27 protein-coding genes and 1 tRNA gene are annotated in these 26642 nt (G+C 75.4%); 8 read left to right on the top strand and 20 right to left on the bottom strand.

The window, feature by feature from the left end; translation table 11 throughout:
• Positions 1–5: 5 nt before the first annotated feature.
• A complete protein-coding gene (locus tag ACIRBY_RS01605) occupies positions 6–986 on the bottom strand; it encodes a LysR substrate-binding domain-containing protein (protein WP_403894433.1) in 981 nt (326 codons plus the stop codon).
• Between the two features lie 71 nt (positions 987–1057).
• Between ACIRBY_RS01605 and ACIRBY_RS01600 the strand changes: the two genes are divergently transcribed.
• Both ACIRBY_RS01600 and ACIRBY_RS01595 read left to right on the top strand, forming a co-directional pair.
• On the top strand, positions 1058–2029 hold the full coding sequence (locus ACIRBY_RS01600; protein ID WP_403894429.1) for a dihydrodipicolinate synthase family protein: 972 nt from the start codon (positions 1058–1060) through the stop codon (positions 2027–2029).
• 400 nt (positions 2030–2429) lie between these two features.
• A complete protein-coding gene (locus ACIRBY_RS01595) occupies positions 2430–3194 on the top strand; it encodes a transglycosylase SLT domain-containing protein (protein ID WP_403894427.1) in 765 nt (254 codons plus the stop codon).
• On the opposite strand, the gene nadE is transcribed toward ACIRBY_RS01595, so the two are convergent.
• Both nadE and ACIRBY_RS01585 read right to left on the bottom strand, forming a co-directional pair.
• On the bottom strand, positions 3188–4036 hold the full coding sequence (nadE, locus tag ACIRBY_RS01590) for an ammonia-dependent NAD(+) synthetase (RefSeq protein WP_403894424.1): 849 nt from the start codon (positions 4034–4036) through the stop codon (positions 3188–3190). The genes ACIRBY_RS01595 and nadE overlap by 7 nt on opposite strands.
• Positions 4037–4149: 113 nt before the next feature.
• Positions 4150–4788: a response regulator gene (locus ACIRBY_RS01585; RefSeq protein WP_403894422.1), complete on the bottom strand. Its 639-nt coding sequence runs from the start codon at positions 4786–4788 to the stop codon at positions 4150–4152.
• 140 nt (positions 4789–4928) lie between these two features.
• Between ACIRBY_RS01585 and ACIRBY_RS01580 the strand changes: the two genes are divergently transcribed.
• Positions 4929–5090: a hypothetical protein gene (locus ACIRBY_RS01580; RefSeq protein ID WP_403894419.1), complete on the top strand. Its 162-nt coding sequence runs from the start codon at positions 4929–4931 to the stop codon at positions 5088–5090.
• Here the strand turns inward: ACIRBY_RS01580 and ACIRBY_RS01575 are convergent.
• The 5 genes from ACIRBY_RS01575 to rraA all read right to left on the bottom strand — a co-directional run bounded on the left by ACIRBY_RS01575 (position 5080) and on the right by rraA (position 11361).
• The gene (locus ACIRBY_RS01575; RefSeq protein WP_403894418.1) at positions 5080–6441 is read right to left on the bottom strand and encodes a sensor histidine kinase; all 1362 of its coding nucleotides are present in this window, start codon (positions 6439–6441) and stop codon (positions 5080–5082) included. The genes ACIRBY_RS01580 and ACIRBY_RS01575 overlap by 11 nt on opposite strands.
• Before the next feature lie 70 nt (positions 6442–6511).
• On the bottom strand, positions 6512–7420 hold the full coding sequence (locus tag ACIRBY_RS01570; protein WP_403894416.1) for a phytoene/squalene synthase family protein: 909 nt from the start codon (positions 7418–7420) through the stop codon (positions 6512–6514).
• 61 nt (positions 7421–7481) lie between these two features.
• Entirely contained in the window at positions 7482–9110 is a 1629-nt protein-coding gene (locus ACIRBY_RS01565; RefSeq protein ID WP_403894413.1) for a serine/threonine-protein kinase, read from the bottom strand.
• Between the two features lie 27 nt (positions 9111–9137).
• A complete protein-coding gene (locus ACIRBY_RS01560; protein ID WP_403894411.1) occupies positions 9138–10781 on the bottom strand; it encodes a peptide-N4-asparagine amidase in 1644 nt (547 codons plus the stop codon).
• A 97-nt stretch (positions 10782–10878) separates the two neighbouring features.
• Complete coding sequence (gene rraA, locus ACIRBY_RS01555) at positions 10879–11361, bottom strand: ribonuclease E activity regulator RraA (RefSeq protein ID WP_403894408.1); 483 nt, start codon at positions 11359–11361, stop codon at positions 10879–10881.
• A 133-nt stretch (positions 11362–11494) separates the two neighbouring features.
• On the opposite strand from rraA, the gene ACIRBY_RS01550 reads away from it, so the two are divergent.
• On the top strand, positions 11495–12100 hold the full coding sequence (locus ACIRBY_RS01550; protein ID WP_403894405.1) for a DUF1326 domain-containing protein: 606 nt from the start codon (positions 11495–11497) through the stop codon (positions 12098–12100).
• The gene (locus ACIRBY_RS01545; protein ID WP_403894403.1) at positions 12101–12883 is read left to right on the top strand and encodes a DUF2182 domain-containing protein; all 783 of its coding nucleotides are present in this window, start codon (positions 12101–12103) and stop codon (positions 12881–12883) included.
• A gap of 33 nt (positions 12884–12916) precedes the next feature.
• On the opposite strand, the gene ACIRBY_RS01540 is transcribed toward ACIRBY_RS01545, so the two are convergent.
• The 4 genes from ACIRBY_RS01540 to ACIRBY_RS01525 all read right to left on the bottom strand — a co-directional run bounded on the left by ACIRBY_RS01540 (position 12917) and on the right by ACIRBY_RS01525 (position 15266).
• Entirely contained in the window at positions 12917–13183 is a 267-nt protein-coding gene (locus ACIRBY_RS01540) for a GlsB/YeaQ/YmgE family stress response membrane protein (protein ID WP_042810319.1), read from the bottom strand.
• 69 nt (positions 13184–13252) lie between these two features.
• A complete protein-coding gene (locus tag ACIRBY_RS01535) occupies positions 13253–13558 on the bottom strand; it encodes a hypothetical protein (RefSeq protein WP_403894400.1) in 306 nt (101 codons plus the stop codon).
• Positions 13555–14424: a hypothetical protein gene (locus ACIRBY_RS01530; protein ID WP_403894398.1), complete on the bottom strand. Its 870-nt coding sequence runs from the start codon at positions 14422–14424 to the stop codon at positions 13555–13557. The genes ACIRBY_RS01535 and ACIRBY_RS01530 overlap by 4 nt, the downstream gene beginning before the upstream one ends.
• Positions 14421–15266: a phosphatase PAP2 family protein gene (locus ACIRBY_RS01525; protein ID WP_403894395.1), complete on the bottom strand. Its 846-nt coding sequence runs from the start codon at positions 15264–15266 to the stop codon at positions 14421–14423. Before ACIRBY_RS01525 ends, ACIRBY_RS01530 begins: the two co-directional genes overlap by 4 nt.
• Before the next feature lie 174 nt (positions 15267–15440).
• Here ACIRBY_RS01525 and ACIRBY_RS01520 point away from each other — a divergent pair, with 174 nt between their 5' ends.
• On the top strand, positions 15441–16070 hold the full coding sequence (locus tag ACIRBY_RS01520; protein ID WP_403894393.1) for a TetR/AcrR family transcriptional regulator: 630 nt from the start codon (positions 15441–15443) through the stop codon (positions 16068–16070).
• A 221-nt stretch (positions 16071–16291) separates the two neighbouring features.
• On the opposite strand, the gene ACIRBY_RS01515 is transcribed toward ACIRBY_RS01520, so the two are convergent.
• From ACIRBY_RS01515 to ACIRBY_RS01490, 6 genes are all read right to left on the bottom strand, one after another.
• Positions 16292–16837, bottom strand: a complete 546-nt coding sequence (locus tag ACIRBY_RS01515; RefSeq protein ID WP_403894390.1) for a TerD family protein — start codon at positions 16835–16837, stop codon at positions 16292–16294.
• 106 nt (positions 16838–16943) lie between these two features.
• Positions 16944–18152, bottom strand: coding sequence for a VWA-like domain-containing protein (locus ACIRBY_RS01510; protein WP_403894388.1), 1209 nt, complete (start codon positions 18150–18152; stop codon positions 16944–16946).
• Positions 18153–18169: 17 nt separating this feature from the next.
• Positions 18170–19405: an AAA family ATPase gene (locus tag ACIRBY_RS01505; RefSeq protein WP_403894385.1), complete on the bottom strand. Its 1236-nt coding sequence runs from the start codon at positions 19403–19405 to the stop codon at positions 18170–18172.
• Positions 19402–21234, bottom strand: coding sequence for an ankyrin repeat domain-containing protein (locus tag ACIRBY_RS01500; protein ID WP_403894383.1), 1833 nt, complete (start codon positions 21232–21234; stop codon positions 19402–19404). The genes ACIRBY_RS01505 and ACIRBY_RS01500 overlap by 4 nt, the downstream gene beginning before the upstream one ends.
• Complete coding sequence (locus ACIRBY_RS01495; RefSeq protein WP_403894380.1) at positions 21231–22382, bottom strand: gala protein; 1152 nt, start codon at positions 22380–22382, stop codon at positions 21231–21233. The genes ACIRBY_RS01500 and ACIRBY_RS01495 overlap by 4 nt, the downstream gene beginning before the upstream one ends.
• Positions 22383–22491: 109 nt before the next feature.
• A tRNA-Arg gene (locus ACIRBY_RS01490) sits at positions 22492–22564 on the bottom strand.
• A gap of 842 nt (positions 22565–23406) precedes the next feature.
• Here ACIRBY_RS01490 and ACIRBY_RS01485 point away from each other — a divergent pair.
• Positions 23407–24219: a glutamate ABC transporter substrate-binding protein gene (locus tag ACIRBY_RS01485; protein WP_403894377.1), complete on the top strand. Its 813-nt coding sequence runs from the start codon at positions 23407–23409 to the stop codon at positions 24217–24219.
• A gap of 62 nt (positions 24220–24281) precedes the next feature.
• Here ACIRBY_RS01485 and ACIRBY_RS01480 read toward each other — a convergent pair whose 3' ends face one another.
• A complete protein-coding gene (locus tag ACIRBY_RS01480) occupies positions 24282–24848 on the bottom strand; it encodes a DJ-1/PfpI family protein (RefSeq protein WP_403894375.1) in 567 nt (188 codons plus the stop codon).
• Positions 24849–25066: 218 nt separating this feature from the next.
• Here ACIRBY_RS01480 and ACIRBY_RS01475 point away from each other — a divergent pair, with 218 nt between their 5' ends.
• Entirely contained in the window at positions 25067–25882 is an 816-nt protein-coding gene (locus tag ACIRBY_RS01475; RefSeq protein WP_403894372.1) for an endonuclease I family protein, read from the top strand.
• 22 nt (positions 25883–25904) lie between these two features.
• On the opposite strand, the gene ACIRBY_RS01470 is transcribed toward ACIRBY_RS01475, so the two are convergent.
• Complete coding sequence (locus ACIRBY_RS01470; protein ID WP_403894369.1) at positions 25905–26516, bottom strand: hypothetical protein; 612 nt, start codon at positions 26514–26516, stop codon at positions 25905–25907.
• Positions 26517–26642: the final 126 nt, after the last annotated feature.

The raw sequence follows: 26642 nt of genomic DNA, 5'->3' as shown, positions 1-26642 counted from the left end.
TTGTGTCACGCCCCGGCGCGCGGTACGGCCAGATCCGGCGGTACGCAGGCCCGGAGCGAGGCGGCGAAGGCGGCCACGGCGGGATGGGCGCCGGCCCCGCTGCGGAACGCGGTCTTGGTGCGGCGTTCCATGTGGAGGCGGGTCAGGGCGACGCCGGGGTCCGGGGGGCCGGTCACCCCGAGCTGCGGCACGACGGCCACCCCCTGCCCGGCCGCGACCAGTGCGAGGACGGTGGCGAACTCGTCGATGCGGTGGCGGACGCGCGGGGTGAACCCGGCCGCCTGGCAGGCGCGCAGGGTCATGGCGTGGCAGAGGGTGCCGGGGGTGGCGGTGATCCAGGGCGCGTCGCGGTGGGCCCGCAGGACGGCCCCCTGGTCGGCGCCGCCGGCGGGTCCCGCGGCCGGTCCGTGCTCCCCGTCCGGCCCCTGCCGCCCCGGCTCCGGTTCCGGCCCCGCCGCGGGGGCGGCCAGGTACATCGCCTCCCCGTACAGCGGCCGGGTGGCCAGCCCCGGCTCCGGGGGCGCGGGGACGAAGTCGTACTCGTGGACGAGGGCGACGTCCAGGTCGCCGGCGCGCAGCGCGTGCGCGACCGCCGCCGGGTCGGTCTCGTGGACCATCGGCTCCAGTGCCGGGTGGCGGCGGGCCAGGTGGACCAGGGCGGCGGGGACGAGGGCGCGGGTCGCCGTGGGGAAGGCGCCGATCCGCAGTACCCCGGCGAGGCCGCTGCGGGCCTCGGCGAGCTCGGCGTCGGCCCGTTCCAGCCGCTCCAGGACCGCCTCGGCGTGTCCGACCAGGTTCTGGGCCGCCGGGGTGAGCCGGACCCGGCGGCCGGTGCGCTCCAGCAGCGGCAGTCCCGCTTCGCGTTCCAGGACGGCGAGTTGCTGGGAGACGGCGGAGGGGCTGTAGGCGAGGGCCTCGGCCACGGCGGCGATGGTGCCGCGCCGGGCGAGTTCGCGCAGGAGCCGCAGGCGGCGTACGTCGAGCATCGGCTCAGCTTACGGTTCGCGTAAGGAACGTGAACTGGATTCGGCGCTCGGGGCGGGCGAGGCTCTTGGGCATGCGACAGGACACCGAAGGACACACGGAACGGCACACGGAACGACGGACGGGACGGACGGCAGGAGGGACGGCGGGCCGGGGCACGGCCCCCTTCCCCGGCGGGATCCACGTCCCGCTCGTCACCCCCTTCACCCGCGGCGGGGAGGTCGCCGCCGGGGCGCTGGAGGCCCTCGCGCACGAGGTGCTCGACGCGGGCGCGGCCGGGATCGTCGCCCTGGGCACCACCGCCGAGGCGGCCGCCCTGGAGGAGGCCGAGCGGGAGCTGGTGACCGGGGTCTGCGCCCGGGTCTGCCGGGAGCGGGGCGCGCCGCTCACGGTGGGGGCGGGCGCGGGCGGGACCCGTGCGGCGGAGGCCTCACTGGCCGGGCTGGCGCGGTGGCCGGAGGCGGGGGCGGCACTGGTGGCGGTGCCCCCGTTCGTCCGGCCGGGGGCGGCGGGGGTGCTGGCCCACTTCGCACGGCTGGCCGAGGTGAGCCCGGTACCGCTGATCGTCTATCACATCCCGTACCGGACGGGGCAGGCGCTCGACGCGGCCGCGCTGCGGGCGCTGGGCTCGCTGCCCGGGGTGGCCGGGGTGAAGTACGCGGGCGGCGGGATCGACCAGGAGGCGGTGGCGCTGCTGGGCGACCTGCCGGAGGGGTTCGCGGTGCTGGCCGGGGACGACGTGTACCTGTCCCCGCTGCTCGCGCTCGGGGCCTCGGGCGGGATCCTGGCCTCGGCGCACCTGGCGACGGAGCGGTTCGCGGAACTGGCGGGTGCCTGGCGGGACGGCGACGCGGCGCGGGCCCGGGAACTGGGCCACGGACTGGCGCGGCTCTCGGCGGCGCTCTTCACGGAGCCGAACCCGGCGGTGGTCAAGGGCGTGCTCCACGCGCAGGGACGGATCCCGACGCCGGACGTGCGGCTTCCGCTGCTGCCGGCGTCGGATGCGGCGGTGGCGGGCGCCCTGAAGGAGCTGGCCGCACTCTGACCTCGCCGCAACCCCGAAAGCACGCCCGATTCATCCCCATTTACTACGAATCGTAGCTCTCGCGCGAGTCGCCCCAATCGGCGGCATCAGCCCGTGAATTGCCCGTATTGAGCGCGGGCGCGGAGGGCCCGGCGGGGCCGTGATGTGAGCCACACCCGCCGGGCCAACATCAATTTCCCCGGAAGGGTCGATTCCCTTTTCCCGGAAAGGGAAACCAGGATTTCCGGAGAAGTTTTCCAAGGTCATTTACCGGGGGGTCGGAGAGAAGTCGATCTCCGGGGGTAATTCCCGTCTTGTCCGGCCCCCCGCGCTCGCCTACGGTCACCCTCATTCCCGGCGGCCGAATGCCGAATCCGGCCGCCGCCGGGGCTCTCCCGTACCCCCACGTGAGGACACGCCCATGCCCGCATCCGGTAAGCACCGTCGGCCGAAGCAGCACAGGATCGCCCGCAGGCTGGCCTTCGCCGGCACGGGCGGAGCAGCCCTCGCCCTCCCCCTGATCAGCGCGACCTCGGCCGGGGCGGCCGTCGCGCAGCCGGCCGCGGCGCCCGCCGTGAGCACCCTGGCCCGCCCCGCGGCCGTACCGGCCGCTGAAAAGGCGGCGGCCCCCCTGATCTATTCCGTGGTCGGCGGCGACACCCTCACGAAGATCGCGGCCGAGCATTCCGTGGACGGCGGCTGGCAGGCCCTCTACGACGCCAACCGAGGGGTCATCGGAAAGGACCCCTCCGTCATCCGCCCCGGCCTCAGACTGACCCTCGGCGGCGCCGCGAAGGCCGCCGCCACCCGGGCCACGGCGCTCGCCGCCAAGCCCGCCGCGGTGCCCGCCGCCGCCAAGACCTACGCGAACAACCTGGACGGCTGGATCCGCCAGTCGCTGGACATCATGGCGCGGCACGGAATCCCCGGCAGCTACGACGGGATCCACCGCAACGTGATGCGGGAGTCCTCGGGCAATCCCCTCGCCATCAACAACTGGGACTCCAACGCCGCGGCCGGCATCCCCTCGAAGGGCCTGCTCCAGGTCATCGACCCGACCTTCCGGGCCTACCACGTACCCGGCACCGCGATGGACTCGTACGACCCCGTCGCGAACATCACGGCCGCCTGCAACTACGCCGCCGCCCGCTACGGCTCCATCGACAACGTCAACGGCGCCTACTGAGCCGGAAGGTGCCCCGGGGCGATCGGCAGCCGCCGCTTGTGGTCGGTGAGCCGGTAGCGGCGGACGATCGTCTCGAAGGCCCGCGCGTCGACCGGCTTGCCCTCCAGGAAGTCGTCGATGTCGTCGTAGGTGACCCCGAGGGCGTCCTCGTCGGCCTTGCCCGGGTCGAGGGTCTCCAGGTCGGCGGTGGGGACCTTCCACACCAGCTCGGCGGGCGCGCCAAGGGCGTCCGCGACCCCGCGCACCCGGCGCTTGGTCAGGCCGGTCAGCGGGACCAGGTCGGCCGCCCCGTCGCCGAACTTGGTGAAGAAGCCGGAGACCGCCTCGGCGGCGTGGTCGGTGCCGACCACCAGGCCGTCCCGGGCGCCGGCCACCGCGTACTGGGCGATCATGCGCTGGCGGGCCTTGATGTTCCCGTGGACGAAGTCCTCGTGGTGGGCGTCGCGGAACTCCACGCCGGCGGCCCGCGCGGCCTCCAGGGCGGCGTCGCTCGCCGGCCTGACGTCCACGGTCAGGACCTCGTCGGCGCGGATGAAGGAGAGGGCGAGCTGGGCGTCGCGCTCGTCGGCCTGGACGCCGTAGGGCAGCCGCATCGCGTAGAAGCGGGCCTCGTGCCCGGCCGCGCGGGCCCGCTCGACGGCGAGCTGGCACAGCCGGCCGGCGGTGGTGGAGTCGACGCCGCCGCTGATGCCGAGGACGAGGGAGCGCAGGCCCGTGGAGGTCAGCCGCTCGGCGAGGAAGGCCACCCGGCGCTCGATCTCCCGCTCGGCGTCGAAGGTCTCCGCGACCTCCAGTTCCCGGGCGATCTCCTGCTGCAGGGCGATGGACGCCGGCTCGCTCACGTCTGCTCCTCGTTCTCGGCGGTGTCCGCACGCTCGGCGGGCTTCGCGCTTCCGTTCGACGGTGTGCCGTCGCCCCCACCCTACCCAGGCGGCCCGGCCGCCCCCGCCGTGCGTCAGAGCCAGCCCTGGCGGCGGGCCGCGCGGACGGCCTCCATGCGGTTGCGGGTGCCGGTCTTGCCGATGGCCGCCGAGAGGTAGTTCCGCACGGTCGACTCCGACAGGTGCACCCGGGCCGCGATGTCGGCGACCGTGGCCCCGTCGACGGCCGCGTTCAGGACGTCGGCCTCGCGCGGGGTCAGCGGGTTGGGGCCGGCGCTGAGCGCGGCCGCCGCGAGCGAGGGGTCGACCACGGTCTCGCCCGCCAGCACCCGGCGGATCGCGGCGGCCAGTTCCTCCACCGGCCCGTCCTTGACCAGGAACCCGGCGGCCCCCGCCTCCATCGCCCGGCGCAGGTAGCCGGGGCGGCCGAAGGTGGTCAGGATCAGCACCCGGCAGCCGGGGAGCGCCGTGCGCAGCTCGGCGGCGGCGTCGAGTCCGCTGCGGCCCGGGAGTTCGATGTCGAGGAGGGCCACGTCGGGCCGGGCGTCGAGGGCGGCGGGCACGATCTCGTCCCCGGCGGCCACCTGCGCCACCACCTCGATGTCCTCCTCGAGCCCGAGCAGCAGGGCCAGTGCGCCCCGCATCATGCCCTGGTCCTCGGCGAGCAGGACTCTTGTGGATCTCACGGGGCGCCCCGCGTCAGGCTCGGTCATGCGGCCAGCCTAGGCCGTGGGCGCAGCCGCGCCTCCGGGGGGCGGCGGACGGTCCGCCCCTGGTGCACGGCGCCTGCGGCGGCGTACCCTCGTGGATCCCGGACCGGCGTGCCCGGAAGGCGAGTTGGGAGAAGGACGGCATGAGGGGCACGGTCGGCTTGGGCATGTTCGCGACCGGCATGGTCGGCCTCATGGTCGGCAGCCGCTGCGAGCGCGGCTGGGAGAACTGGAACCGGACGCAGCGGATCGTCTGCTCGGTGTCCTCAGCGGTCTGGCTCGTCGGACTGTTCCTCATGGGGTAATGCCCTCCTCGACGTCCGCGGCCGCCTCCACCGGGAGTTCGGCGCTGACCCGGAAGCCCCCGCCCGGCACGGGGCCGCTGGTCAGCGTGCCGCCCGCGGCCGCGAGGCGTTCCCCGAGGCCGGTCAGTCCGCTGCCCGGCGGGGTCGAGCCCACGCCGCGGCCGTCGTCCGTGATCACGAGCCGGACCCGTTCCGCCGCGCCGTGCACCTCGATATCGCAGGTGGCGGCCCCGCTGTGGCGGACCGTGTTGGTGGCGGCCTCGCGGACCACCCATCCCAGCAGGGCGGCGGCCTGCGGGGGCAGCGGGGGCCCGGACTGGCGCACCAGCGGCTCGATGCCGGCGGCGGTCAGCACGCTGCGGGCCCGGTCGAGTTCGGTGGCCAGGCTGGCCTCGCGGTAGCCGGTGACGGCTTCCCGGATCTCGGTGAGGGCCTGGCGGCCGACGGTCTCGATGTCGCGGACCTGGCCGAGGGCGGCCTCCAGGTCGCGGGGGGCGATGCGCCGGGCCGCCTCCGACTTCACCACGATCACCGACAGGGTGTGGCCGAGCAGGTCGTGCAGGTCGCGGGAGAAGCGCAGCCGCTCCTGGTCCACCGCGGCCCGGGCCAGCTCCTGCCGGGTGTCGCGCAGTTCCCGCACGGTCTCGGACAGGGCGAGGATGGCGGCGGTGACCAGGCCGGACAGGAAGGTCCCGTAGACGATGCCCAGGGCGTCCCAGCCCTCCCGCAGTCCGCCGATCACACCCGCGACGGCGCTCATGCCGAACATCACCTGGCCCAGCCGGCGGCCCCGGACCACCGCGCCGGTGGCGAGCCCCAGCAGCGGGAAGAACAGCAGCCAGTTGCCCCCGTAGGCGCCGGCCAGGGCGCAGGTGACGGCACCGAGCGCGAGCAGGCACCAGCGGGTGGCGGCCGCCTCCCGGGCCCGCTTGTCGAAGGCGCGGAACACCAGGGTGATGTAGAGGGAGTTGAAGACCAGCAGGCCCAGGGCCCCGACCCAGGGGTTCGGGGTCTCCCCGTGGACGACGTTGGAGATGGCGCCCATGCCCAGCAGCAGCCAGGGCAGCAGGGTGAAGGCGTTGGGCGGGCCCATGGGGCCGCTGCCGTAGTCGGGGGCCTCGCCCCGGGCCTTGCGGGCCTTCTCCGCCGCCCGCCACTCGGCCTTGCGGGCCGGCCAGTCGGCCTTCCAGTCGCCCTTCAGGCCGGCCTTCCAGTCCGCCTTCCAGTCCGCCTTCCGGTCCGCCTTCCGGTCCTTCGTGCTCCGGCACCCGTCCCGCATGTCCGTTCCCGCTTCCCGTTCCACCATCGCACCGTCCCGCCCGAGCGGCGGTGCGGAGATCTGCTCTGTCATGACCACCACGGTATGGACCGGGGCGGGGGCGCCGGCAGAGCCGCCCGTACGGTCCCGACCAGTACGAATGTCACAACGCGCGGCGGCGCAGTGCGCGGACCAGGGTGCCGGCCGGGGCCACCAGGCCGTAGCCGACGTCCTTGCGCAGGAGGCGGGCGCCGGCCCGCTCCACCGCGGTCAGCTGGTGTCCCATGAGCTCGGTCATGGCGGCGACCACCGGGCGCAGCCCGGGTTCGGTGAGGTCGAGGATGCCGTCGTCGGCGGCGTCGAGCGCGGTGCGGGCGCGTCGGCACTCCGCGCGCAGGAGGGCGCGCACGGCCGGGGTGTCACGGGCCCGTTCGAGATCGGCGCGGGTCACGGAGTGCTCGGCGAGCCGGGCACGCGGGATGCAGAGCCGGCCCTCGGCGAGGTCGCCGGACAGGTCGGCGAGGAAGTCGACGCGCTGTGCGGCGTCCACGAAGGCGCGCCAGCCCGCGGCCTGCGCGGCGTCGGGCCCGCCCGGGTACTGGAGTCCGGTGAAGACCAGCACGCCGGGCCAGGCGTAGGCGTCGAGGTAGGCCTGGAAGTCCTCCTCGGTGCCGAACCCGTCGAAGCCGGCCTCGGCGGTGGCCGCTCCGTCGAGGAAGCGGGTGACCCAGTGGGCGGGCAGCTCCCGGGAGCGGACGGCGTGGGCGTACGCGCGGAGCAGCGGGTCGGGGCTGTCGCCGCCCTCCAGGGCCGCTCCGGTGCGTGCGGCGAGCGCGGCGAGGCCGGCGGAGCGCTGCTGCGGGGTGCCGGTCTCGGCCACGTCGTCGACGAGGTTCATGAAGGCCAGGCCGGCCGCGAGCCAGGGCACCAGCGGCGGCGCCGCGAGCAGGCGCAGGGTGACGAAGCGGGCGGGGTCGCGGCGCAGCACCCCGCGTGCGGCCCGGGTGTAGTCGTCCCTCAGGCCGGGCGCGGAGATCCCGGCCCGGGTGAGGGTGGTGCGCCAGCTGGGCATGGTGTGCGTGCTCCCTCGTACCGGTTCCGCGTACCGGGTGCGCCGGTACGGGAACACGATGTCAGGAGCGGTAGACCTTCTTCACATCGCCCTGGGCGTCGGCGTAGAGGTAGCCGCCCCGGCCGTACTCGTCGCTGAGGTAGGGCCGCACGGAGGTGGCGCCGCCGTCGAAGATCCACGGCTCGACGATGACGTAGCGGGAGGTCGGCTTGGTGACGCCGAGTTCCTGCCGGGCCTTGTCGAGGAGGCCGGGCAGGGCGTCCCAGTTCACGGCGGCCATGTCGATGAGCGGCTTGGTCCCGTCGATCAGGCCGCCGGGTCCGTCCCGCTTGACCCGGCCGTCGCGGTACTCGTAGCGGTCGTAGGTCCCGGCGCCGTCCGCGGTGGGGACGGAGGCGAGCACGTACCCCTCGTAGACGGTCATCTCGACGAAGGCGGTGGTGCCGGTCTGCTGCTTGAACGCCGCGAGCGCGGTGCGGACCCGGTCGGGGGTCAGCAGGCTGCCCTTGGCCGCGGCCGCGGGGCTGCCCTGCGGCGTGGACGGTGCGGCGGGCCGCCCGGCGGTGGTCGCGGCGGGCGTCCCGGTGGCGCCCGCCTTCGCGTGCGTGCCGGAGGCGTCGGGCTTGCCGTCGGGCAGGAACCGGACGAGGCCGACGGCGCCGCCGGTGAGGGCCAGCACGAGCAGGGCGCCGATCAGGACGGGCCGCAGGCGGCGGGCCCGGGCCCGGGCGACGGGAGCGGTGCGGTCGTACGGGGAGCCGCCGCCGGGGACGAAGGGGCGGGTGTCCGACACCGGGGGCGCGGGCGGGACCGCCGGGACGGCCGGGGGCCCGCCGGCGGTGGGAGCGGCGCTCGCGGCGCGGAGCAGGGCCTCCAGCTCGGCGCCGTCGGGCCGCACGGCCGGGTCCCGCACGAGCAGCCGTTCCAGGACGGGGCCCAGCGGGCCGGAGCGCACCGGCGCGGGGATCGGGTCGTCGAGGACGGCGACGACGGTGGCCAGGCTGGTGGCGCGGCGCAGCGGGTGGGTGCCTTCGGCGGCCACGTACAGCATCATGCCGAGGGACCAGAGGTCGGAGGCGGCGAGGCCCTCCTCACCCCGCGCGCGCTCGGGGGCGATGTACTCGGGCGAGCCGATCAGCACGCCGGTGGAAGTGAGGGCGGTCGCCCCGCCGAGGGCGGCGATGCCGAAGTCGGTCAGCACCGCGGCGCCGTCGGGCCGCAGCAGCACGTTGGCCGGTTTCACGTCCCGGTGCAGGACCCCTTCGGCGTGCGCGGCGCGCAGCGCCGACAGGACGTCGAGTCCGAGCCGCAGCACGTCGGCGACGGGCATGGGGCCGTCGGCCAGCCGGTCGTGCAGGGAGCCGCCCTTGACCAGCTCCATCACGATCCACGGGTGGCCGTCGGTTCCGGGCGCGGGCTCGACGATGTGGTGGATCGTCACCACGCCGGGGTGCGCGAGGCGGGCCAGGGCCCGGGCCTCGCGCACGGCCCGCGCACGCATCTGGTCGGAGAGGCCGGGGTTGGCGGCCTCGGAGGCCGGGTCCGGCGGGCGCACCTCCTTGAGGGCGACCTCGCGGTGCAGGGCGATGTCGCGGGCGCGCCACACCGTTCCCATGCCTCCGGCGCCCAGGGGGGCGATCAGTTCGAAACGGCCGTCGACCAGCCGTCTGCCGGCCTCACTCGTGTCCATGGCCGGTCATCGTAGAGGGCGCCACCGTCAGCAGCGGCGGCGGTCCGCCGTCAGGGCGCCCTGCGCGGTGGCCACCGTACGGTCGTAACAGCCGCCGCCGGTTCCCGTCCCGTACAGCTGGTAGCGGGCGGTGGTGGTGGCGACCGCGTGGCGCTGGTCGCGCGGGACGTTGGCGGTGTACGAGGCGTCGCCCGTGTACCGGTCGTCCAGACGGGTCCGCCCGGTCTGGCGGCCGCCGCGCAGGGTGAGGGTGTCGGCCCGGTCGCCCAGGGAGAGGACGGTGCGCAGCCGGTCACCGGCGCCGAGGGTGGTCGCGCCGTCCATGGTGTAGGCGCGGGTGGTGCGGGTGGTGTCGGCGCCCCGGGTGACGCTCTCCTGGTCGTTCCAGGAGGCGGTGAGGGCGTCGAGGTTCTCGCCGTCGGTCCAGCGGTGGGCGGAGGTGTGGGACACCGCCCGGGTGACGGTGGTGGTGACCCGGCCGTGGGAGGTGTCGAGGTGCCCGGCGACGGTGAGGCGGTGGGCGCCCCCGGTGTCGAGGCGGTGCTCGCCGCCGGGGGCGGCGGGCGTCCAGCGGGAGGTGCCGGTGGGCGCCGTCTCCTCGTGGCGGGTGAGGGCGCCGGTGACGACCTCGCGGCCCCGGTCCTGCCACAGCAGCAGGTTGGCGGGGGTGCTCCAGCCGCTCTGGCCGGCCGGGACCCCGGCGACGGCCACCTCGACCCGGTGCGGGCGGCCGTCGTTGAGGAGGCCGGCGTAGGGGGTGAGGTCGTAGACGATCGGCTGGACGTCGAAGGCGCGGGGGCCGGGGGTGACGTACCAGAGGAAGGGGTTGGACCAGCCGCCGGTCCAGACGGTCGGGAAGGGCGCGGCCAGCCCGGCGAGCTGTCCGTCGACGGAGATCCGGACCTCGCGGTAGGGGCCGTCGGCGGCCTTGCAGGAGTAGGGGGCCGCGTCGGGGACGGTCATGTACCAGTACTCCTCGCAGCCGCCGCCCGAGCCGGTGGCGTAGACCTCGGCGAGGAGCCGTTCGGTGTTGCGCGGGGTGGTGACGTCCGGGGTGGTGAGCGGGAGGACCCGGTCGGGGGTGGGGGCGGGGCGGGTGCGTCCCTCGGCGGCGTAGAAGGTGAGGGTGGCCTTGACGTCGATGACCCCGGTGTAGGTGTCGTCGACGACGTTGCCGATCAGCATCTCGACGGGCTGCGGGCGGGCGAGGGTGTCGCGGTAGCGGGTGACGTCCTTCTCGACGGACCACTCGATGCCCTCGGGCGAGGGTTCGGGGGTGGAGGTGCGCAGGATCTCCACGCCGCCGAGGGCGAGGTGGCCGAGGCGGTCGTACTGGCGGCCCTTGACCTTGCCGTCGAGGCGCAGCACCACCTTGGCCCAGTCGGCGCGGCCGCAGCCCTCGGGCGGGGTGTAGGCGCCCCGGTAGGGGGTGAAGTCGCGGAACTGCGCCTCGGCCAGGGTCACCCGGCAGGACCGGGTGCCGGGGTGTTCGACGGGCGGGGCGGCGGTGAGGGGGTCGTGCCAGTCGGTGCCGAACTCGGCGGGCGGGGTGTCCGCGGGCCGGGCGGAGACCGGGGCGGGGGTGGCCGCCGCGGGTCCGGCGGTGGCGGCCAGGGTGCCGGCGGCGAGGGTGAGCGCGCCGAACAGGCCCGTGATCCTGTGTCGTCTCATGGGCCCGCAGTGAAGCGGCTGCCGGGCTCCGCCCGCCAGGGCGGGTGGTCCGGGCCTGGCGGGATCTCGCCCCTGCTCCGGGTGGTCCCCCGACGCGTCAGGCGGCGGGGAGGACCACGACGCCGTCGTCGTCCACGTACACGGTGTCGCCGGGGCGGAAGGTGACGCCGCCGATGGTGACGGGCTCGTCGACGGCGCCCGCGCCGGTCTTGCCGCTCTTGCGGGGGCAGGTGCCCAGTGCCTGGACGCCGAGGTCGAGACCGCCGAGGGCGACGCTGTCGCGGACCGCCCCGTTGACGATCAGTCCGGCCCAGCCGGAGCGCTCCGCCGCGCCGGCGATGAGGTCGCCGACGAGGGCCGTGCGCAGCGAGCCGCCGCCGTCGACGACGAGGACGGCGCCTTCGCCGGGGGTGTGGAGGAGTTCGCGCAGCAGGGCGTTGTCCTCGTGGCAGCGGACGGTGCGCACGGGCCCGGCGAAGAGGCGACGGCCGCCGACGGGGCGGAAGGCGGTGGTGCAGATGCCGAGGCTCTCGCCGTGCTCGTCGTAGAGGTCGGCGGTGGGGACGGGGGTGACGCTCATGTGGCTGGGGCTCCTCGCATCTCGTACGTCGCGCCGTGCGGCCCCAGCGTATGCGGCGGTGCGGGCACGTTGCCGGGGGATGGCCGGGAGCGGAAAATGGGCCCCAGGGGTGTGCCGCAGGAAGGAGCTTCCGATGGCATGGCGGATCGAGGGGACGTATTTCGAGAACTGCAGCTGCGACATGGTGTGTCCCTGCTCCACGTCCGGCCTCACGGCTCCGGCGGACTACGACCGCTGCCGGGTCGTCCTGGCCTTCCACATCGATTCCGGCCAGGTCGACGACGTCGCCGTCGGCGGCCTGAACGTCGCCGTGGTGGCCGATACCCCGCCGCTCATGAGCGAGGGCGGCTGGCGGATGGGCATGTTCATGGACGAGGCGGCCTCACCGGAGCAGGCCGAGGCGCTCGGGGCGGTCTTCTCGGGTCAGCGGGGCGGCCCGATGGAAGGGCTCAGCCCGCTGGTCGGCGAGATGCTCGGGCTGGAGGTCGCCCGGATCGAGTACGCCGACGACGGCCGGCGCCACCGGGTGCGGATCGGTGACGCGGTCGACCTGGAGGTCGAGGACTTCGTCTCTCCGCTGGACGCGACCGGAGAGGGCGTCCGGGTCAGCGGGGTGGGCTTCCCCGCGGACACCCTCGCGGCCGGAGTCGCGACCAGGTCCCGGGTGGAGGCCTTCGGTCTCGAGTTCGCGAACGAAGGGAAGAACGCCTTCTCGGCGCCGTTCTCCTGGGCGGCCTGAATGTCGGCACCGCTCGCTCGCCGGGTCCCGCGCGGCGTCGCCCCGGCGAGCTGGTTCCTCCTGTTCGCGGCCGCGGCGTCGGCCTGGGTCCTGACGGTCCGCAGTGCGTCCGGCATGGCCCCCGGACCGGGCACGATGGGGCAGGGCCTGTGGGGGTTCCTGGTCCTGTGGGGGCTGATGATGGCCGCGATGATGCTCCCCTCGGTCGCCCCCGTGGTGGCGCTGTACCTGCGCACGGTGCGGGCCCGCTCGGCCGGCTGGGTCCGCGCGGGCCGCAGTACCGGGCTGGTCATCGGCTACCTCTGCGCGTGGGAGGCCTTCGGGCTGGCTGCCTTCGGCGCGGCGTGGGCGGGTGGCGAGCTCGCCGCCGGGGCACCGGACGCCGCGCCGTGGGTCGGCGCCCTGCTGCTGGCCGGGGCCGGCCTGTACCAGCTCGCCCCGCTCAAGGACCGCTGTCTGCGGCACTGCCGGTCGCCCCTCGGCTTCCTCATGCACTTCGGCGGGTACTCCGGGCCGCTGCGCGACCTGCGGGTCGGCCTCTACCACGGCGCCTACTGCGTCGGCTGCTGCTGGGGCCTCATGGTCGTCCTGATCGTGGTCGGCGTGATGAACCTCGCCTGGATGGCGGCTCTGGCCGGGGCCGTGTTCCTGGAGAAGACCTGGCGCCACGGCAAGGGGTTCAGCGTCGTCCTCGGCCTCGCGCTGATCGGCTACGCCTGCTTCGTGCCGTGGCACCCGGCCCTGGCCCCGGGCCTGTACACGGCGCCGGGCATGCCCATGTGAGCCGTCGTCGGCCTGATCCGAAAGACCCGGCCCCTAGTCGCGGGAGTTGCCGAAGAGGATGCGGTAGCCGATGAGCAGGACGAGGGAGCCGGCGATGGCGGCGCCCCAGGTGGCGAGGTCGAAGAAGTGGTTCTGGATCGGGCGGTCCAGGAACCGGGCGGAGAGCCAGCCGCCGATGAAGGCGCCCGCGACGCCGATGAGGGTCGTGCCGATGAAGCCGCCGGGGTCCCGGCCGGGCAGCAGGATCTTGGCGATGCCTCCGGCCAGCAGGCCCAGCACGATCCAGCCGATGATGCCCATGGTCGTTCACTCCGCTCGTTGGTCAGCGTCTCTACGGTGGGGAGGACGCAGCCAGGGGCCCGGCGGTTCTCAGCGGTGGCGGGCGCGCAGGAGCGCGGCGGCGGCGACGGCGGCCGTCACGGCGCCGATCCCGGCCACGGCGACGCCGCCCCGGGAGCGGTAGGAGAAGAGGGAGAGGGCGGAGCGGGCCGAGAAGGCGGAGCCCGCGCTCAGCCAGGAGGCCGCCGAGCCGATGCTGAGCGCGGAGCCGAAGGAGGCGACGGACAGCACGCTGCCGACCGAGCCGACGGAGAGCACGGAGCCCACCGAGCCGATGGACAGCACGGAGTCCCGGGACCACAGGGAGAGGTACGAGCGGTCGACCATGGCGGTCATGCTGTCACATGGCCGGCCGGTACGGCGCGGCTTTCGCCGGCCTGGTCGCCGGGCGCGGTCCGGGTCAGCAGCAGGACGCCGCGGCCGGCGGCGAGGGCTCCGGCGGCGGCGAGCACGATGCCGAGGGCCCCGCCCTGGAGGCGTTCGCCGAGCAGCACCATGCCGATGACGGCCGCGGCGAGGGGGTTGGCCAGGTTGACCACGGCGAGCGGGGCGCCGAGGCCGCCCCGGTAGGCCCGCTGCGAGAGCAGCATCCCGCCGACGGCGAAGACCACGACGAGCAGGGCCACGGTGACCACCCGGGCGCTGAGCAGGGAGCCGCCGCGGCCGCCCGCCACGGCCACGGTCTGGGTCAGGGCGGAGGCGACGGCGGAGGCGAGACCGGAGGCGGTGGCGTGGCGCAGGCCCGGGCCGGGGTCCTTGCGGGCGGTGAGCAGGGCGATCACGGCCAGGGTCGCCCCGGAGACGGTGAGCGCCTCGGCGACGGTGAGGGTGTCGTCGGGGGCCGGGCCGGAGGCCGGGAGCAGCAGCAGGCCCAGGCCGGCGACGGTGGCGAGGGTGCCCCGCCACTCGGTGGCGGCGACCCGCCGGCCGGCGCCGCGCGCGCCGAGCGGGACGGCGGCGACGAGGGTGAGCGCGCCCAGGGGCTGGACCAGGGTGAGCGGGCCGTAGCGCAGGGCGGCGGCGTGCAGCAGCGCGGCGCCGGCGTTCAGCCCGGCCGACCACCACCAGGCGCCGTTGCCGACCAGGTCGCGGGCGCTGCGGGCGACGGCCCGGCGGGCGAGCCGCTCCTGGGCGACGGCGGCGGCCGCGTAGGTGACGGCGGAGGCCAGGCAGAGCGCGACGGCGAGGACGGTGGCGTTCACCTCTCGCCCCCGGCGGGTACGGGGGCGGGCGCGGCGGCCGGAACCCGGGCGGGGGCCCGGCCGTCGGGTTCCGCCGTGGCGCGCGGGGCGGGCAGGCGGCGGGCCGCGGCGGGGAGCGCCGTCGGGCGGGGGACCAGCAGGAGGGAGGCGCCCAGGAGCAGGGTGGCCACGATCGCGTCGACCCAGTAGTGGTTCGCGGTGCCCACGACCACCAGCAGCGTGGCGAGGGGGTGCAGCAGCCACAGGACCCGCCACCGCGAGCGGGTGGCGGCGATCATGCCGAGGGCCAGCATCAGCGCCCAGCCGAAGTGCAGCGAGGGCATGGCGGCGAACTGGTTGGCCATCGTGTCGGCGGCCGGGGCGGCCCGGTAGACGGTCGGCCCGTAGACCTGGCCGGTGTCCACCAGGTGCGCGGCCTCCAGCATCCGCGGCGGCGCGAGGGGGAAGGCCAGGTGCAGGACGAGGGCCGCGCCGGTGAGGACGGCGAGCACCCGCCGGGTCCACAGGTAGTGCCCCGGGCGGCGCAGGTACAGCCAGACCAGGAACAGGACGGTCGCCGGGAAGTGCACGGCCGCGTAGTAGGTGTTCGCGGCGTGGACGGCGGCGTCCGAGTGGAGCAGCAGCCGCTGCACGGCCCCTTCACCGGGCAGGTGCAGGGCGCGCTCGGCGTCCCAGACCCACCCCGCGTTGCGGTGGGCCTCCTCGGTGCGGCCCGTCGAGAGCATCCGGCCCGCCTTGTACACGGCGAACAGGCCCGCGACGAGCAGCAGCTCGCGTATGAGCCGGCGCCGGGCCCCGCCCGCGGGGGCGGGTGGCCGGCCGGGTGTGGTGTGGGAGGTCATCCCCCGGTCTCACTTCTGTCGGGTGGAGCGGATTCGGTCGGACCGTTTCCGATCGACACGCCAGTGTATCGATACATTGGCGTATCGATACGATGGTGTAGCGATAAGCCGCCGGGGCCGTACACTCGGAGGCACGACCCACCGCCCGTGAGCTCGCGAGGAGAGCCGCACCCCATGACGTCCACGCCGCAGGCCACCGCGCGCCGCTCCAAGATCAGCCCGGAGCGCGAGCAGGAGTTCTACGACGCCGTCCTGGACCAGCTGCGCGAGCACGGGTACGAGGCCCTCACCATGGAGGGCGTGGCCGCCCGGGCCTGCTGCGGCAAGTCGACGCTGTACCGGCAGTGGAAGACCAAGCCCCAGCTGGTCGCCGCCGCCCTGCGCGCGAGCCGGGCGCGGCGCGGCGAGCGGACGCTGGCCGACGTGGACACCGGGAACCTGGCGGGCGACCTGCGCGAGGCCGCCCGGATCGCGGCCGGCACCTCCGGGCGCGACACCCGGCTGACCCAGGCCCTCGGGAACGCCGTGCTCAGCGACGAGGACCTCCAGCGCGCGCTGCGCGAGGCGCTGGTCGAGCCGGAGCTGGCGGCCTTCGACGCGATCGTGGCGCGGGCCGTGGCGCGGGGCGAGATCACCTCGGACCACCCGGCCGTGGAGTTCCTCCCGGCACAGCTGATGGGCGTCCTGCGGATCCGGCCGGTGCTGGAAGGGCGCTACGCCGACGCCGAGTACCTGGTCCGGTTCGTCGACGCGGCGCTGCTGCCCGCCCTGGGCATCGGCCCCGGGGAACGACCGGCCACCTGAACCGGTGGGCCGCCGTCCACGATGACCGGACGGCGACCCGCTCGCGCTGCCTCGTGGGGACGGCGGCAGCGCGCCACCCGGACGGGTCGGCGGCCCTCCCGAGCAGGGGGACCGCCGCCCCGTCCGGTACGGACCTCCCCGCGCGGACGCGTCGCCCGCCGGGCCCCTTGCGCGCGGACGCCTCCCCCGCGCGTCCCGCCGTCGCGTGCCCCCGCGCCCGGTCAGGCCCGGGCCGCGCCCATGACCCGGGTGTACTCCTGGGGGTCCGCCTCGAAACCGCGGGCCCGGGCGTCCAGTGTCCAGCCGCCCGCGCCGTCCCGGACGAACTCGGCGACGGTGGCCGACGCGGCCCCGGCGAGTCCGGTGAAGTCGAGGGTGGCGAGGTCGCTGTGGCCCTCCCTGATCCGCAGCCCGGTTCCGGCGACGGAGCCGAAGACCGTACGGCCGGGCGTGCCCGCCGGGCCCGGGTCCTGGATGACCACGCCGACCACGACCCGGCCCAGCTCGGGCGCCATCCGGTCCAGTTCGAGGGTCATCACCTCGTCCCAGCCGAAGCCCTGCCCGTTGCGGCTGTCCCGGTCGAGGGTGACCGTGCCGTCGGGGGCGCGGCTGCCGAAGTGCACGAGGTACACCGGCTCCCCGTACGGGTCGCGGATCCCGAAGACGCCGGCGACGAGGTCCAGGTCGTGCGGGGGCGTCCCGGCCGGGCTGGGGTCCCAGCGCAGGGATATCTCCACCTTGGCCAGGCTCTTGCGTACTCCGGTCACCGGACTCCCCCTCCGCTCGGCCGCTCTGGCCGGTGCTGCCCGGCCATGCTGCCACGCGTTCGTGATCACCGGGCGAACCACCGTACACAACCGGCCAGTTCGCCGGTCAGCGGGCGGGGTCCACCCGTACGGTCTCCACCCAGGCCGGCGGCTGCGGGGCGTCCGCCCCGATCAGCGCGGCGATCACCCGGCAGGGCAGGGCCCCCTCCGGCCACGGGGTGTACCCGTCGGTCAGGACGACGACGATGTCCGGCCGGTCGGGCACGGCCAGCGCGGCGGCGATGCCCACCCGCATGTCGGTGCCGCCGCCCCCGGCCAGGGTCACCTGCTGGGCGCTGGTCACCCGGTTCACGGCCTGGACGTCGGCGTCGCAGGCCAGCACCGCGACCCGGTTCCCGCCGACGCCGACCTCCCGCAGGACCCCGGTGACCTCGCCGAGCGCGGCGGCGAGCTCCTCGTCCCCCATGGAGCCGGAGGTGTCCACGACGATCGCGACCCGGGGCAGCGGTCGGCGCAGGCTCGGCAGGACCACCCGGCCGCCCAGCGCGGGGGTGCGGCGCGAGGGGCGGCGGTAGGTGTAGTCCACGGCGCCGGCCGCCCAGGCGGCGGCCTCCCGTACCGCGCCCGTCAGGGCGCGCCGCCAGTCGACGACGGGCTCCAGCACTTCTTGCGCCCAGCGTTCCCAGCCGGCGGGCAGGCTGCCCCGTCCCCGGGTGCGCCGGTGGGCGCGCATGGCCTGGGCGGTGGTCCGGCGCAGGGCCTCCGCCTCCACCGGGCCGATCCGGGCGGTGCCGGCGCCGCCGTCGCCGAGTTCCCAGGGCGCGGGCACGCCGTGCGCGCCGGAGCCGCAGTCCACGTGCTCGTGCGGGGGCGTGTGCGGGATGCCGGGCAGGTAGCCCTCGAAGAGGCCGCCCGCAGGGAGGCCGAAACGGCCCGGCTCCATCCGGCCGTCGGGCAGCCGCAGCCCGTCCGCGAGGAGGTCGTCGTTGATCTCGCAGTCCTGGGCGATGTTGATCCGCAGCGGATCGCTCTGGTCGGCGGCGGGGAGCCGGTCGGCCCGGCCGTGGTGGTCGCGCAGCAGGTGGGCGACCTCGTGGATCCACACGCCGGCCAGCTCGGGCACGGGGGTCCGCTCCACGAACTCGGGCGAGACGTAGCAGCGCCAGTGCCGGTCGACGCCCATCGTGCGCACCCCCGTCGGCCCCGGGGAGGGGACGACGGTCAGCGCGTACAGGGCGGAGGCCAGGTAGGGCCGGGCCTCGGCCGCCGCGTAGCGGGCGGCGAGCAGCTTGGCCCGGTCCAGGGGGCGGTCCACGGGTGCGGCCCGCCCGGTCAGCGGGCGCCGGGGAGGGCGCCGGCCAGCTGGAGCAGTTCCACGAAGGCATCGATCCCGGCGGGTACGGGCCAGGACAGGTCGCGCATCGCGGCCAGGTCGGCGGCGGCCCGCGCGGCGACGTCGGGCACGCCCGCGTCGACGGCCTTGGCGAGCACCGCCCAGCCTGCCTCCCAGCGGGGCCGGGTGGGCTCGCCCTGCACGGCGGCCACGACCGCGATGAGGAAGGCCAGCTGGCGGTCTCCGCGCTTGGGCAGGGCGAAGGCGTCGGGGTCGGCCAGCACCTTCTCCGGGTCGGGCAGGTCCAGGTTCTCCAGGTAGGTCAGCAGCTCCAGGCCCGCGCCGTCGCCCACGGCCCCGGTGAGCGCGGCGGAGAGCGCCTCGCGGCCCGCGCCGGCCGCGTAGCCGGTGGCGAGCAGGCGCAGCGCCATCTCCCAGGTGCGCGGGGAGGGCCAGGCGCGGCCGCGGCCCTCGGCGTCGTTCGGCATGTGGTGGACCAGGCCGGGACGGGCGGTCAGGAAACCGGAGACCACGCCCCGGGCGCGGGCGGCGGCGCCGGCGGCCCGCGCGGGGTCGACCGCCGGCAGGGCGGTCTCGGGCCAGGTCCCGGCCATGCCGCGGGCGACCGTGCGGGCGTCGTGGGTCCAGTCGAGGTGGACGAAGCGGTTGGCGAGCGGCGGGCTGAGGTGCCAGCCGTCGGCCGCGCTGGACGGCGGGTTGGCGGCGGCGACGATGCGTACGGACGCGGGCAGTTCGAGGCTTCCGACGCGGCGTTCGAGGACCACGCGCAGCAGGGCCGCCTGGACGGCGGGCGGGGCGGAGGACAGCTCGTCGAAGAAGAGCAGGCCGTGCCCGGTGCGGGCCAGGCGCACCGCCCAGTCCGGCGGGGCCATGGGCACGCCGGTGGTGGCGGGGTCGTCGCCGACGATGGGCAGGCCGGCGAAGTCCGAGGGCTCGTGGACGCTGGCGATGACGGTCTCCAGCCGGACCCCGAGGGCGTCGGCGAGCCGCTCCATGCCGGCGGACTTGCCGATGCCGGGCTCGCCCCACAGCAGGACGGGCTGGTTGGCCGTCACCGCCAGGGCCAGGGCCTCCAGCTGGGGGTTGGCGGCGGGCTCGGTACGGGTGGCGCCGAGCCGGGCGTTGAGGGCGTCGGCGGCGGCCAGCGCGGGGGCCTGCGCGGTCGGTGCCTTCGCCCCGGTCGGTGCCGTCGGTGCCGTCGGTGCGGTGGTCATGCTCCTCCTGCCCGGCCGTCGACGGGACCCGTGGGATCGCCGAGGGCCGCGTAGCCGTCGTGGTCGTCGTACTCCCGGTCCTCCTCCCACTCCTCGCGCTCGTCCATGAACTCGTCGTACTCCCCGGAGCCGAGGTCGGGGTGGCGCTCCTCCACCAGCTGCTTGAGGAAGGCGAGGTCGGTCCGCTTGTAGCGGCGCACCACCTGGCCCAGCGCCAGCTCCATGTCGTCCACCACGTCGGTGCGCGCTCCGGCCGCGAGGAGCGCGCGGACCAGGGCGGCGGTGCCGCCGTTCTGGACGGCGCACTGGAGCGGGGTGCGGTCGGAGTCGTCCTTCTGCTCCAGGTCGAGTCCGGCCTCCAGCAGCCGGGGCAGCAGCTCCTCGTGGCGTACGAAGGGCAGCAGGTGCAGCAGGCCCTGGCCGCGGCCGTTGCGCACCCGGGGGTCGAGGCCCGCGTCGAGCAGCGCGAGGACCCCGGGGGTGTCGCCGTGCTGGACGCGTTCGAACAGCTCGCGCCGCTCGGCGCGCAGGGCGCGCGGCAGGCGGCCCTCGCCGGTGGTCCACGCCTCGCGCACGGCGAAGCAGCCGGCGACGGCGCCGCCGAACGCGCGCATGGCGCGCTCGCGCTGCTGCTCCTCGGCGGTGTGCGGGATGTCGAGCACGCCGTCCCGGGAGCCCACCTCGTGCCACGCTCCGACGCAGCGGACCCGGACGGGCCGCGGCGCGGCGGGGCCGGGCGGACCCGCGGCCGGGCCGGCCCCGGGGAACAGGGCGTCGGCGACGAGCGGGTGCAGCTCCTGCGGGGCGGTCCGGCCGCTGCGCACGAGGTGCAGGTCGGGCAGCGGACGCCAGGCGTGGTCCGGCAGCCGGGGTACGTCGCGGACGTCGGGCGAGTCGACGAGCCGCGCCCGCAGCCCGCCGTCCGGGCCGTCGGGTTCCACCAGCAGCAGGCAGCTCCAGTGCGGGGCGAGGGTGAACCGCTCGCCGGCGCCCGCTTCGGCGAGGCGGCGGACCCCGGCGGCGAGCAGGGCCGGGCTGAGCGCGGCGCCCTTCAGCGCCGCCGGGGCGTTGGTCCAGCGGTAGGCGTTCGGCGGGGCGCTCAGGTCGAGCGCGATCCCGGCGGCGGCGAAGGCCCCGACGCTCTCCCTGCGCCACTGGAGCGCGGCGGCCCACTCGGCGCGCCCGGCGGGGTCGGCTGCTCCGGGGTCGGCGGTGGGCAGCTCGTCCTCGCCCAGCGGGGTGCCGTCGGCGCGGAAGAAGGGGATCCGGTCGTCCGGGCCGGCGCAGGAGCGCAGTGCGGCGGTGTGCCGGGAGTCCCAGAACCAGCGGGCTCCGGTCCAGTCCTCGGTGACCCAGCCCGCGTAGGCGTGGCGCCTTCGCTCCGGGTCGACGGGCGCGCAGTGCAGCCGCAGCCGCTGCGGGCCGTCCACCATGGCGCGGGTGCTCACGTACAGGACGGGCGCGTCCGGACCGGTGCCGTAACGGGCCAGCGGCACCCGCCGGTTCGGGGCGAGGACGGTACGGCCGCCCAGCACCCGGGGCAGGTGCCAGCGCAGCAGCTCGGGGACCAGGTGGAGCAGGTCGGCCTCGGCCCGTGCGGCGACGGCGGCGCCGTACGCGGAGGCGAGGGCGGGCAGGTCGAAGGCGACCTCGACGCCGGCGGCGGCGCAGGCGGCGCGCCAGTCCCCGGCCAGGCGGTGCGCGGTGGCCTGCTCGATCATCCAGCGGGGCACCGCGTAGCGGCGGATCCGCTGCCAGGCGGCGGCGTCCTCGTCGTGCAGGGCGCCGGGCGGCAGGTCGGCGAGGGACTGCTCGCTGGAGGCGCTCACCGGTACACGCTGCCGATGGCCCGCAGGTCCGGGTGGCCGGCCCGGGCGGGGCGCAGCCGCTCGGCGAAGGAGCGCTTGAGGCGGCGGGGGGTGCCGGGGCCGAGTCCGACGTGCTCCAGGGGGCAGTCGTCGGGGAGGGCGGCCAGCAGGCGCTTGGCGCCGCGGCCGGTGATGCCGGTGTGGCGCAGCTCCAGGCGCCGCAGCGCGCTGCCGGGCAGGGCGTCGGCCAGGGCGTACGCGCCCTCGTCGCCGGTGGCGTTGCCGGTGGAGCCGAGGCTGCGCTCGGACATGACCCGGCCGAGGTCCAGGGACTCGATGCCGCCGAGGGCCGCGGCCAGGGCGCGGGCCCCGGCCACGCCGATGCCGTTGCCGCCGAGGCCCAGGCGCACCGGGCGGCCCGGGCCCGCTTCGGCGGCGGCGGCCGCCAGGATCGCGGCGCCCTCGTCGCCGAGGTGGTTGGCGGGGACGTACAGCTCGCGTACCCCGGCCTCGCGGATGAGGGCGGCGAGCAGCGGGGCGGCTTCGGCGGTGAGGCCGTTGCCGCCGAGGTAGATGCGTTCGAGCGGGGTCGCGCGGGTGCGCAGGGCGTCCAGGAGGAGGCGTACGCCGTCGGTCTCGATGCCGGTGTTGACCAGGTCGAGGGTGCGCAGGGCGGTGTTGCGGCGCAGCAGGGCGGCCAGGGTCCGGGCGCCGTCCTGCCGGACGGGGTTCCGCTTGAGCCAGAGGGCGCGGACGGTGGTGTCCTCGGCGAGGGCGCCGGCGAGGGCCAGGACGCCGTCGGGGCCGATGCGGTTGCAGCCGAGGTAGAGGGTGTGCAGGCCGTGCTCCGGGCCGGCCGCGGTGAGGGCGGCGGCGAGGGTGCGGGCGCCCTCGTCGGCGATGGAGTTGGTGCCGAGCAGCAGGTGCGCGGCGTGCGGGGAGGCGGTGGCGGCGGGCAGCAGGCGGGCGGCACCGGCCGGGCCGAGGCCCTGCTTGCACAGGTCGACGCGGCCGTCGGCGCGCAGGGTGCCGAGGGGGAAGGTCTCGTCCGCCTCGACGGGGCGGTCCTGGGCCAGGCGGGCGAGCAGCGGGTCCAGGCCCGCCGGGTCGGCGAGCGGCAGGTCCGGGTGCTCGATCGCGGGGCACCGTACGGGCGTCGGCCGTGTCATCACCACTCCACCGGTTCCTTCGCCGGCTTCCGGCGACCGAGCAACTTCGGATACGACCGCCCTGACGGCACGGCGGCGCGCGCCGCGCCGTCAGGGCGGGAAGAAGACGCAAGACCGGTCGGATTCGAACCGACGTCCTCCAGCTCGATGCTTGGGCGCGACGACCTCTGCGCTACGGCCTTGCTGCGGTGATCATAGCGGCTGCGTGGCCGAAAATCGATCACCAGTTTGAATTTCATCCGGGCGCGCCGTCGCCCACCAGCCCCCGTCCCGCCCCGGGCGCCCGGGGCGCGGGGCGCTCCCGAGGCGCTTGACCCGGCCGGGCGCGGGGGGCGTCCAGGGCGCGCGGCCCTCACCCGGCCGGTCGCCCACGGGCTTGACCTCCGCCGGCGGGCCGGCGGCCGACAGGTCGGTTCCGCTTTCGTCGCAGTAGTCGTACCAGGGCGGTCCGGCCCGCGTGCAGGCGGCCCGGTCGACGGGCGAGGGCGCGGCGCCCTCCCCGGTGGTGCGGCGCCGCTCCGGCGGGGTCACGAGGTGGACGAAGACCCGCGCGGCGCGTCCCCCCAGGCCGGGAGCGGGCGGTCGTCCCGTCACGCCGCCCTTGGCCCGCCGCGCGGCGGGGACGGTGTCCGGGTGGTCCTCGACCCGGCGCAGCGGGAACTCCCCCGGCCCCGGCGGGAGGGCGTGCGTCCCCGACTCGGGAAGGCGCGCAATGTCCGGATGAACCTGATGCGCGCCCCGTCGCCCGGCAACAGGGCGTTCCCCTCGATCCGCGCCGACCCGATCGCCCCGCCCGCCGTCATGCACCAGCCCCCTTCTTCCGTCGCGGAGCGCGGCCGCCGCAGGATCTCCGGCGGAACCGGATCGTTATCCTCAAGTTTTCCTCAGATGTAGTGACGCTGCGCCCGCCGCCTTCCTAGCTTCCTCATACACGTGCCCTCGCGCCCCCGCGGTTCCGCACGTCCCCCCACGTTTCCCGCGACAGTCCCCCCGCGGATCCGCGTTCCCGAGGAAAGAGCAACACATGAAGGTTCCCAAGGCCGGTGCGGTCGCCGCAGTGATCGCCCTCGCCGCCACCGCTTCCGGCTGTGGTGGCGAAGCCCCGAAGGAGCCCCTCTCCGTCGGCATCAAGTTCGACCAGCCGGGTATCGGCATGCGCGAGCCCGACGGCACGTTCACCGGCTTCGACGTCGACGTCGCCACGTACGTCGCCAAGGAGCTCGGGTACAAGCCGAACGAGATCGAGTTCAAGCAGGTCTACAGCAACGACCGCGAGCTGCTGATCCAGTACAACGAGGTCAAGTTCGTCGCGGCCAGCTACACGATCAACGACAAGCGCCGCGAGAAGGTCGACTTCGCCGGCCCCTACTTCGTCGCCCACCAGGACCTGCTGGTCCGCGCCGACGACGCCACGATCACCAAGGCCGAGGACCTCAATACCAAGCGGCTGTGCTCGGTGACCGGCTCCACCTCCGCCGAGAACGTGCGCAGCAAGCTGGCCCCGAAGGCGAGCGTGCTGGAGCTCGGCGGGTACTCGGAGTGCCTGGTCGCCCTCCAGGACAACCTGGTCGACGCCATGACCACCGACAACTCCATCCTCGCCGGGTACGCGGCCCGCAAGGGCAACGAGGGCAAGTTCAAGCTGGTCGGGCTGAACCTGAGCAACGAGAACTACGGCATCGGCATCAAGAAGGGCGACAGCGCCCTCCAGAAGAAGATCAACGCCGCGCTCAGCAAGATGGTCTCGGACGGCTCCTGGGAGGCGGCCGTGAAGAAGAACTTCGGCCAGGCCAACTACAAGTACGAGCCGGCCCCGCGGGTCACCGCGGGCAGCTGACACCGCAAGGACGTGAGGGGCCCCGCCGGATCCGGCGGGGCCCCTCACGTCTGCGCGTGCGCCTACGCCAGCGGCGCCTTGGCGCGCAGCACCGTCAGGAACTCCCGCATCCAGGCGGAGTGGTCCGGCCAGGCGCGGGCGGACACCAGGGTTCCGTCGACCACGGCCTCGGAGTCCTCGAACGCGGCCCCGGCCGCCCGCATGTCGGGCTCCAGCGCCGGATAGGCGGTGACCCGGCGCCCGCCGAGGGAGCCGCTCGCGGCGGTGATCAGCGGGCCGTGGCAGATCTGGGCGATCGGCTTGTCGGCCCCGGCGAAGGCGGCCAGGATCCGGCGCACCTCGGGGTCGTTGCGCAGGTATTCCGGGGCGCGGCCGCCCGGAACGACCACCGCCGCGTACTCCTCGGGGACCACCTCGGAGAAGGCGATGTCGGCGGGCCAGGTGTAGCCGGGCTTCTCCGTGTAGGTGTCGAAGCCCTCCTCGAAATCGTGTACGACGAACCGCAGCTTCTTGCGCGAGGGGGCCGCGATGTGGACCTCGTACCCCTCCTCCTGGAGGCGCTGGTAGGGGTAGAGGACCTCCAGGGACTCCGCCGCGTCGCCGGTCACGATGAGGATCTTCACTGCCATGGGCTGCTCCAGGGGTGCTGTCGGCGGCCGGCCGGGGGGCCGTCCGGGCACCGCCTACCGTGCCCATGCCCGCCCGGCGGCAAACACCCTCGCGGACCCCGTCCGACACATGGTTTTAACCTGTTCGATACATGACAATGTGAGCCTCGCTTCGCCACCCGACACCCCGCCAACTGCCAGGGCGGGGACGGTGCTTGTGGAGAGGTATCCCCCACGTCATGAGAATCTCCCGTACGGCCCCCTGGGCCGCCGGCCTCGCGGCCGCCGCGCTGTTCCTCATACCGGCCACCGCCACGGCCGGCCCGCAGCGGACGGCGGCGGCTCCCCGCGCCGCGGCCTCCGCGACGAGCGTCGACGACTACTACGCGCCCGCCGCGGGCAAGACGGGCGCCGCGCTGAAGACGGCGCTGCACAACATCATCAAGAACCAGTCCACGGTGACGTACGACGGCGTGTGGAACGCGCTGAAGGTCACCGACCAGGACCCCAACAACCCGAACAACGTCATCCTGGTGTACTCGGGCCGCTCCCAGTCCAAGAACTCCAACGGCGGCGGGGTCAACGACTGGAACCGCGAGCACGTCTGGGCCAAGAGCCACGGCGACTTCGGCACGGCCACCGGCCCGGGCACCGACCTGCACCACCTGCGCCCCGAGGACGTGACGGTCAACAGCACGCGCGGCAACAAGGACTTCGACATGGGCGGCAGCCCGGTCGCCGAGGCACCCGGCAGCTACACCGACGCCGACTCCTTCGAGCCGCGGGACGCGGTCAAGGGCGACGTCGCGCGCATGCTGCTCTACATGGCCGTGCGCTACGACGGCGGGGACGGCTTCCCGGACCTGGAGATGAACGACAAGGTCAACAACGGCACCGCGCCGCTCTTCGGCCGGCTCAGCCTGCTGAAGCAGTGGAACCAGATGGACCCGCCGGACGCCTTCGAGAAGCGGCGCAACCAGGTCATCTTCGACACCTACCAGCACAACCGCAACCCGTTCATCGACCACCCGGAGTGGGTCAACTCGATCTGGTAGCGGCCCCCGGGAGCGCGGTGGGCTACTTGACGTAGATCTCGTCGAGGGTGTCGATGACGCCCGCCGCGTTCAGGTGGTAGCGGAAGGGCAGGCCCTCGTCCGGATGGGTGTCCAGCCAGGAGGTCAGCTCGCTGGTGGAGATGGGCCTGCCCATCACCACCGAGGGGAGGATCGGAGCCGTCGCGGTGATCTTGGCCTTCTCCCCGATCGGGAGGTACGTCCACGCGCCCGACGGCTCGAAGCGCCCGGGGCAGCCGTACGTGCCGTGCTGGACGACGAGACTCGTCATACCGCCCTCGGGCGTGTAGCGGTGCACCGCGATCGTGTCGGGCGAGACAGGCATCCGGTGGTCGGGGCCGCAGGTCGTCGCGGAGGGCGGGGCCGGGGCGGGGGGATTCTTCCCCGTGGCGGTGGCGGTCGCCGGGGACGTGGGCGCCGCGCCGGTCTTCGAAGGGGCCGGCACGGCGCCCGTGGCCGCGGGCGGGGCGGTGACGGCGGTGGGCGGGGCCGGGGCGGCGGCGCTGGGCCCGGCGTCCGGCGCGGCCGGGTCGTCGCCGTTCCGGCAGGCGCCGAGCGCCAGCATCCCGCACACCGCGAGGACGGCCGTGGCCGCCTGCCTCCGTACCGCTCCCATGGCCTTCTCCCTCTGCTCGTTCCGGCGTCGCGCCAGAACGTAGCCCCCGGGATCCGGCCGCGGCGACGGCCGGGCGCGCTTCGTCACCGCGCTGGGATCGGCTTGTTGCGGAGTGCTGACCTCCGG

The sequence above is a fragment of the Streptomyces sp. NPDC096136 genome (assembly GCF_044763325.1).
Lineage (GTDB): Bacteria > Actinomycetota > Actinomycetes > Streptomycetales > Streptomycetaceae > Streptomyces.
The sequence above is the reverse complement of the archived record's forward strand: the minus strand, read 5'-3'. Positions and strand labels throughout refer to the sequence as shown.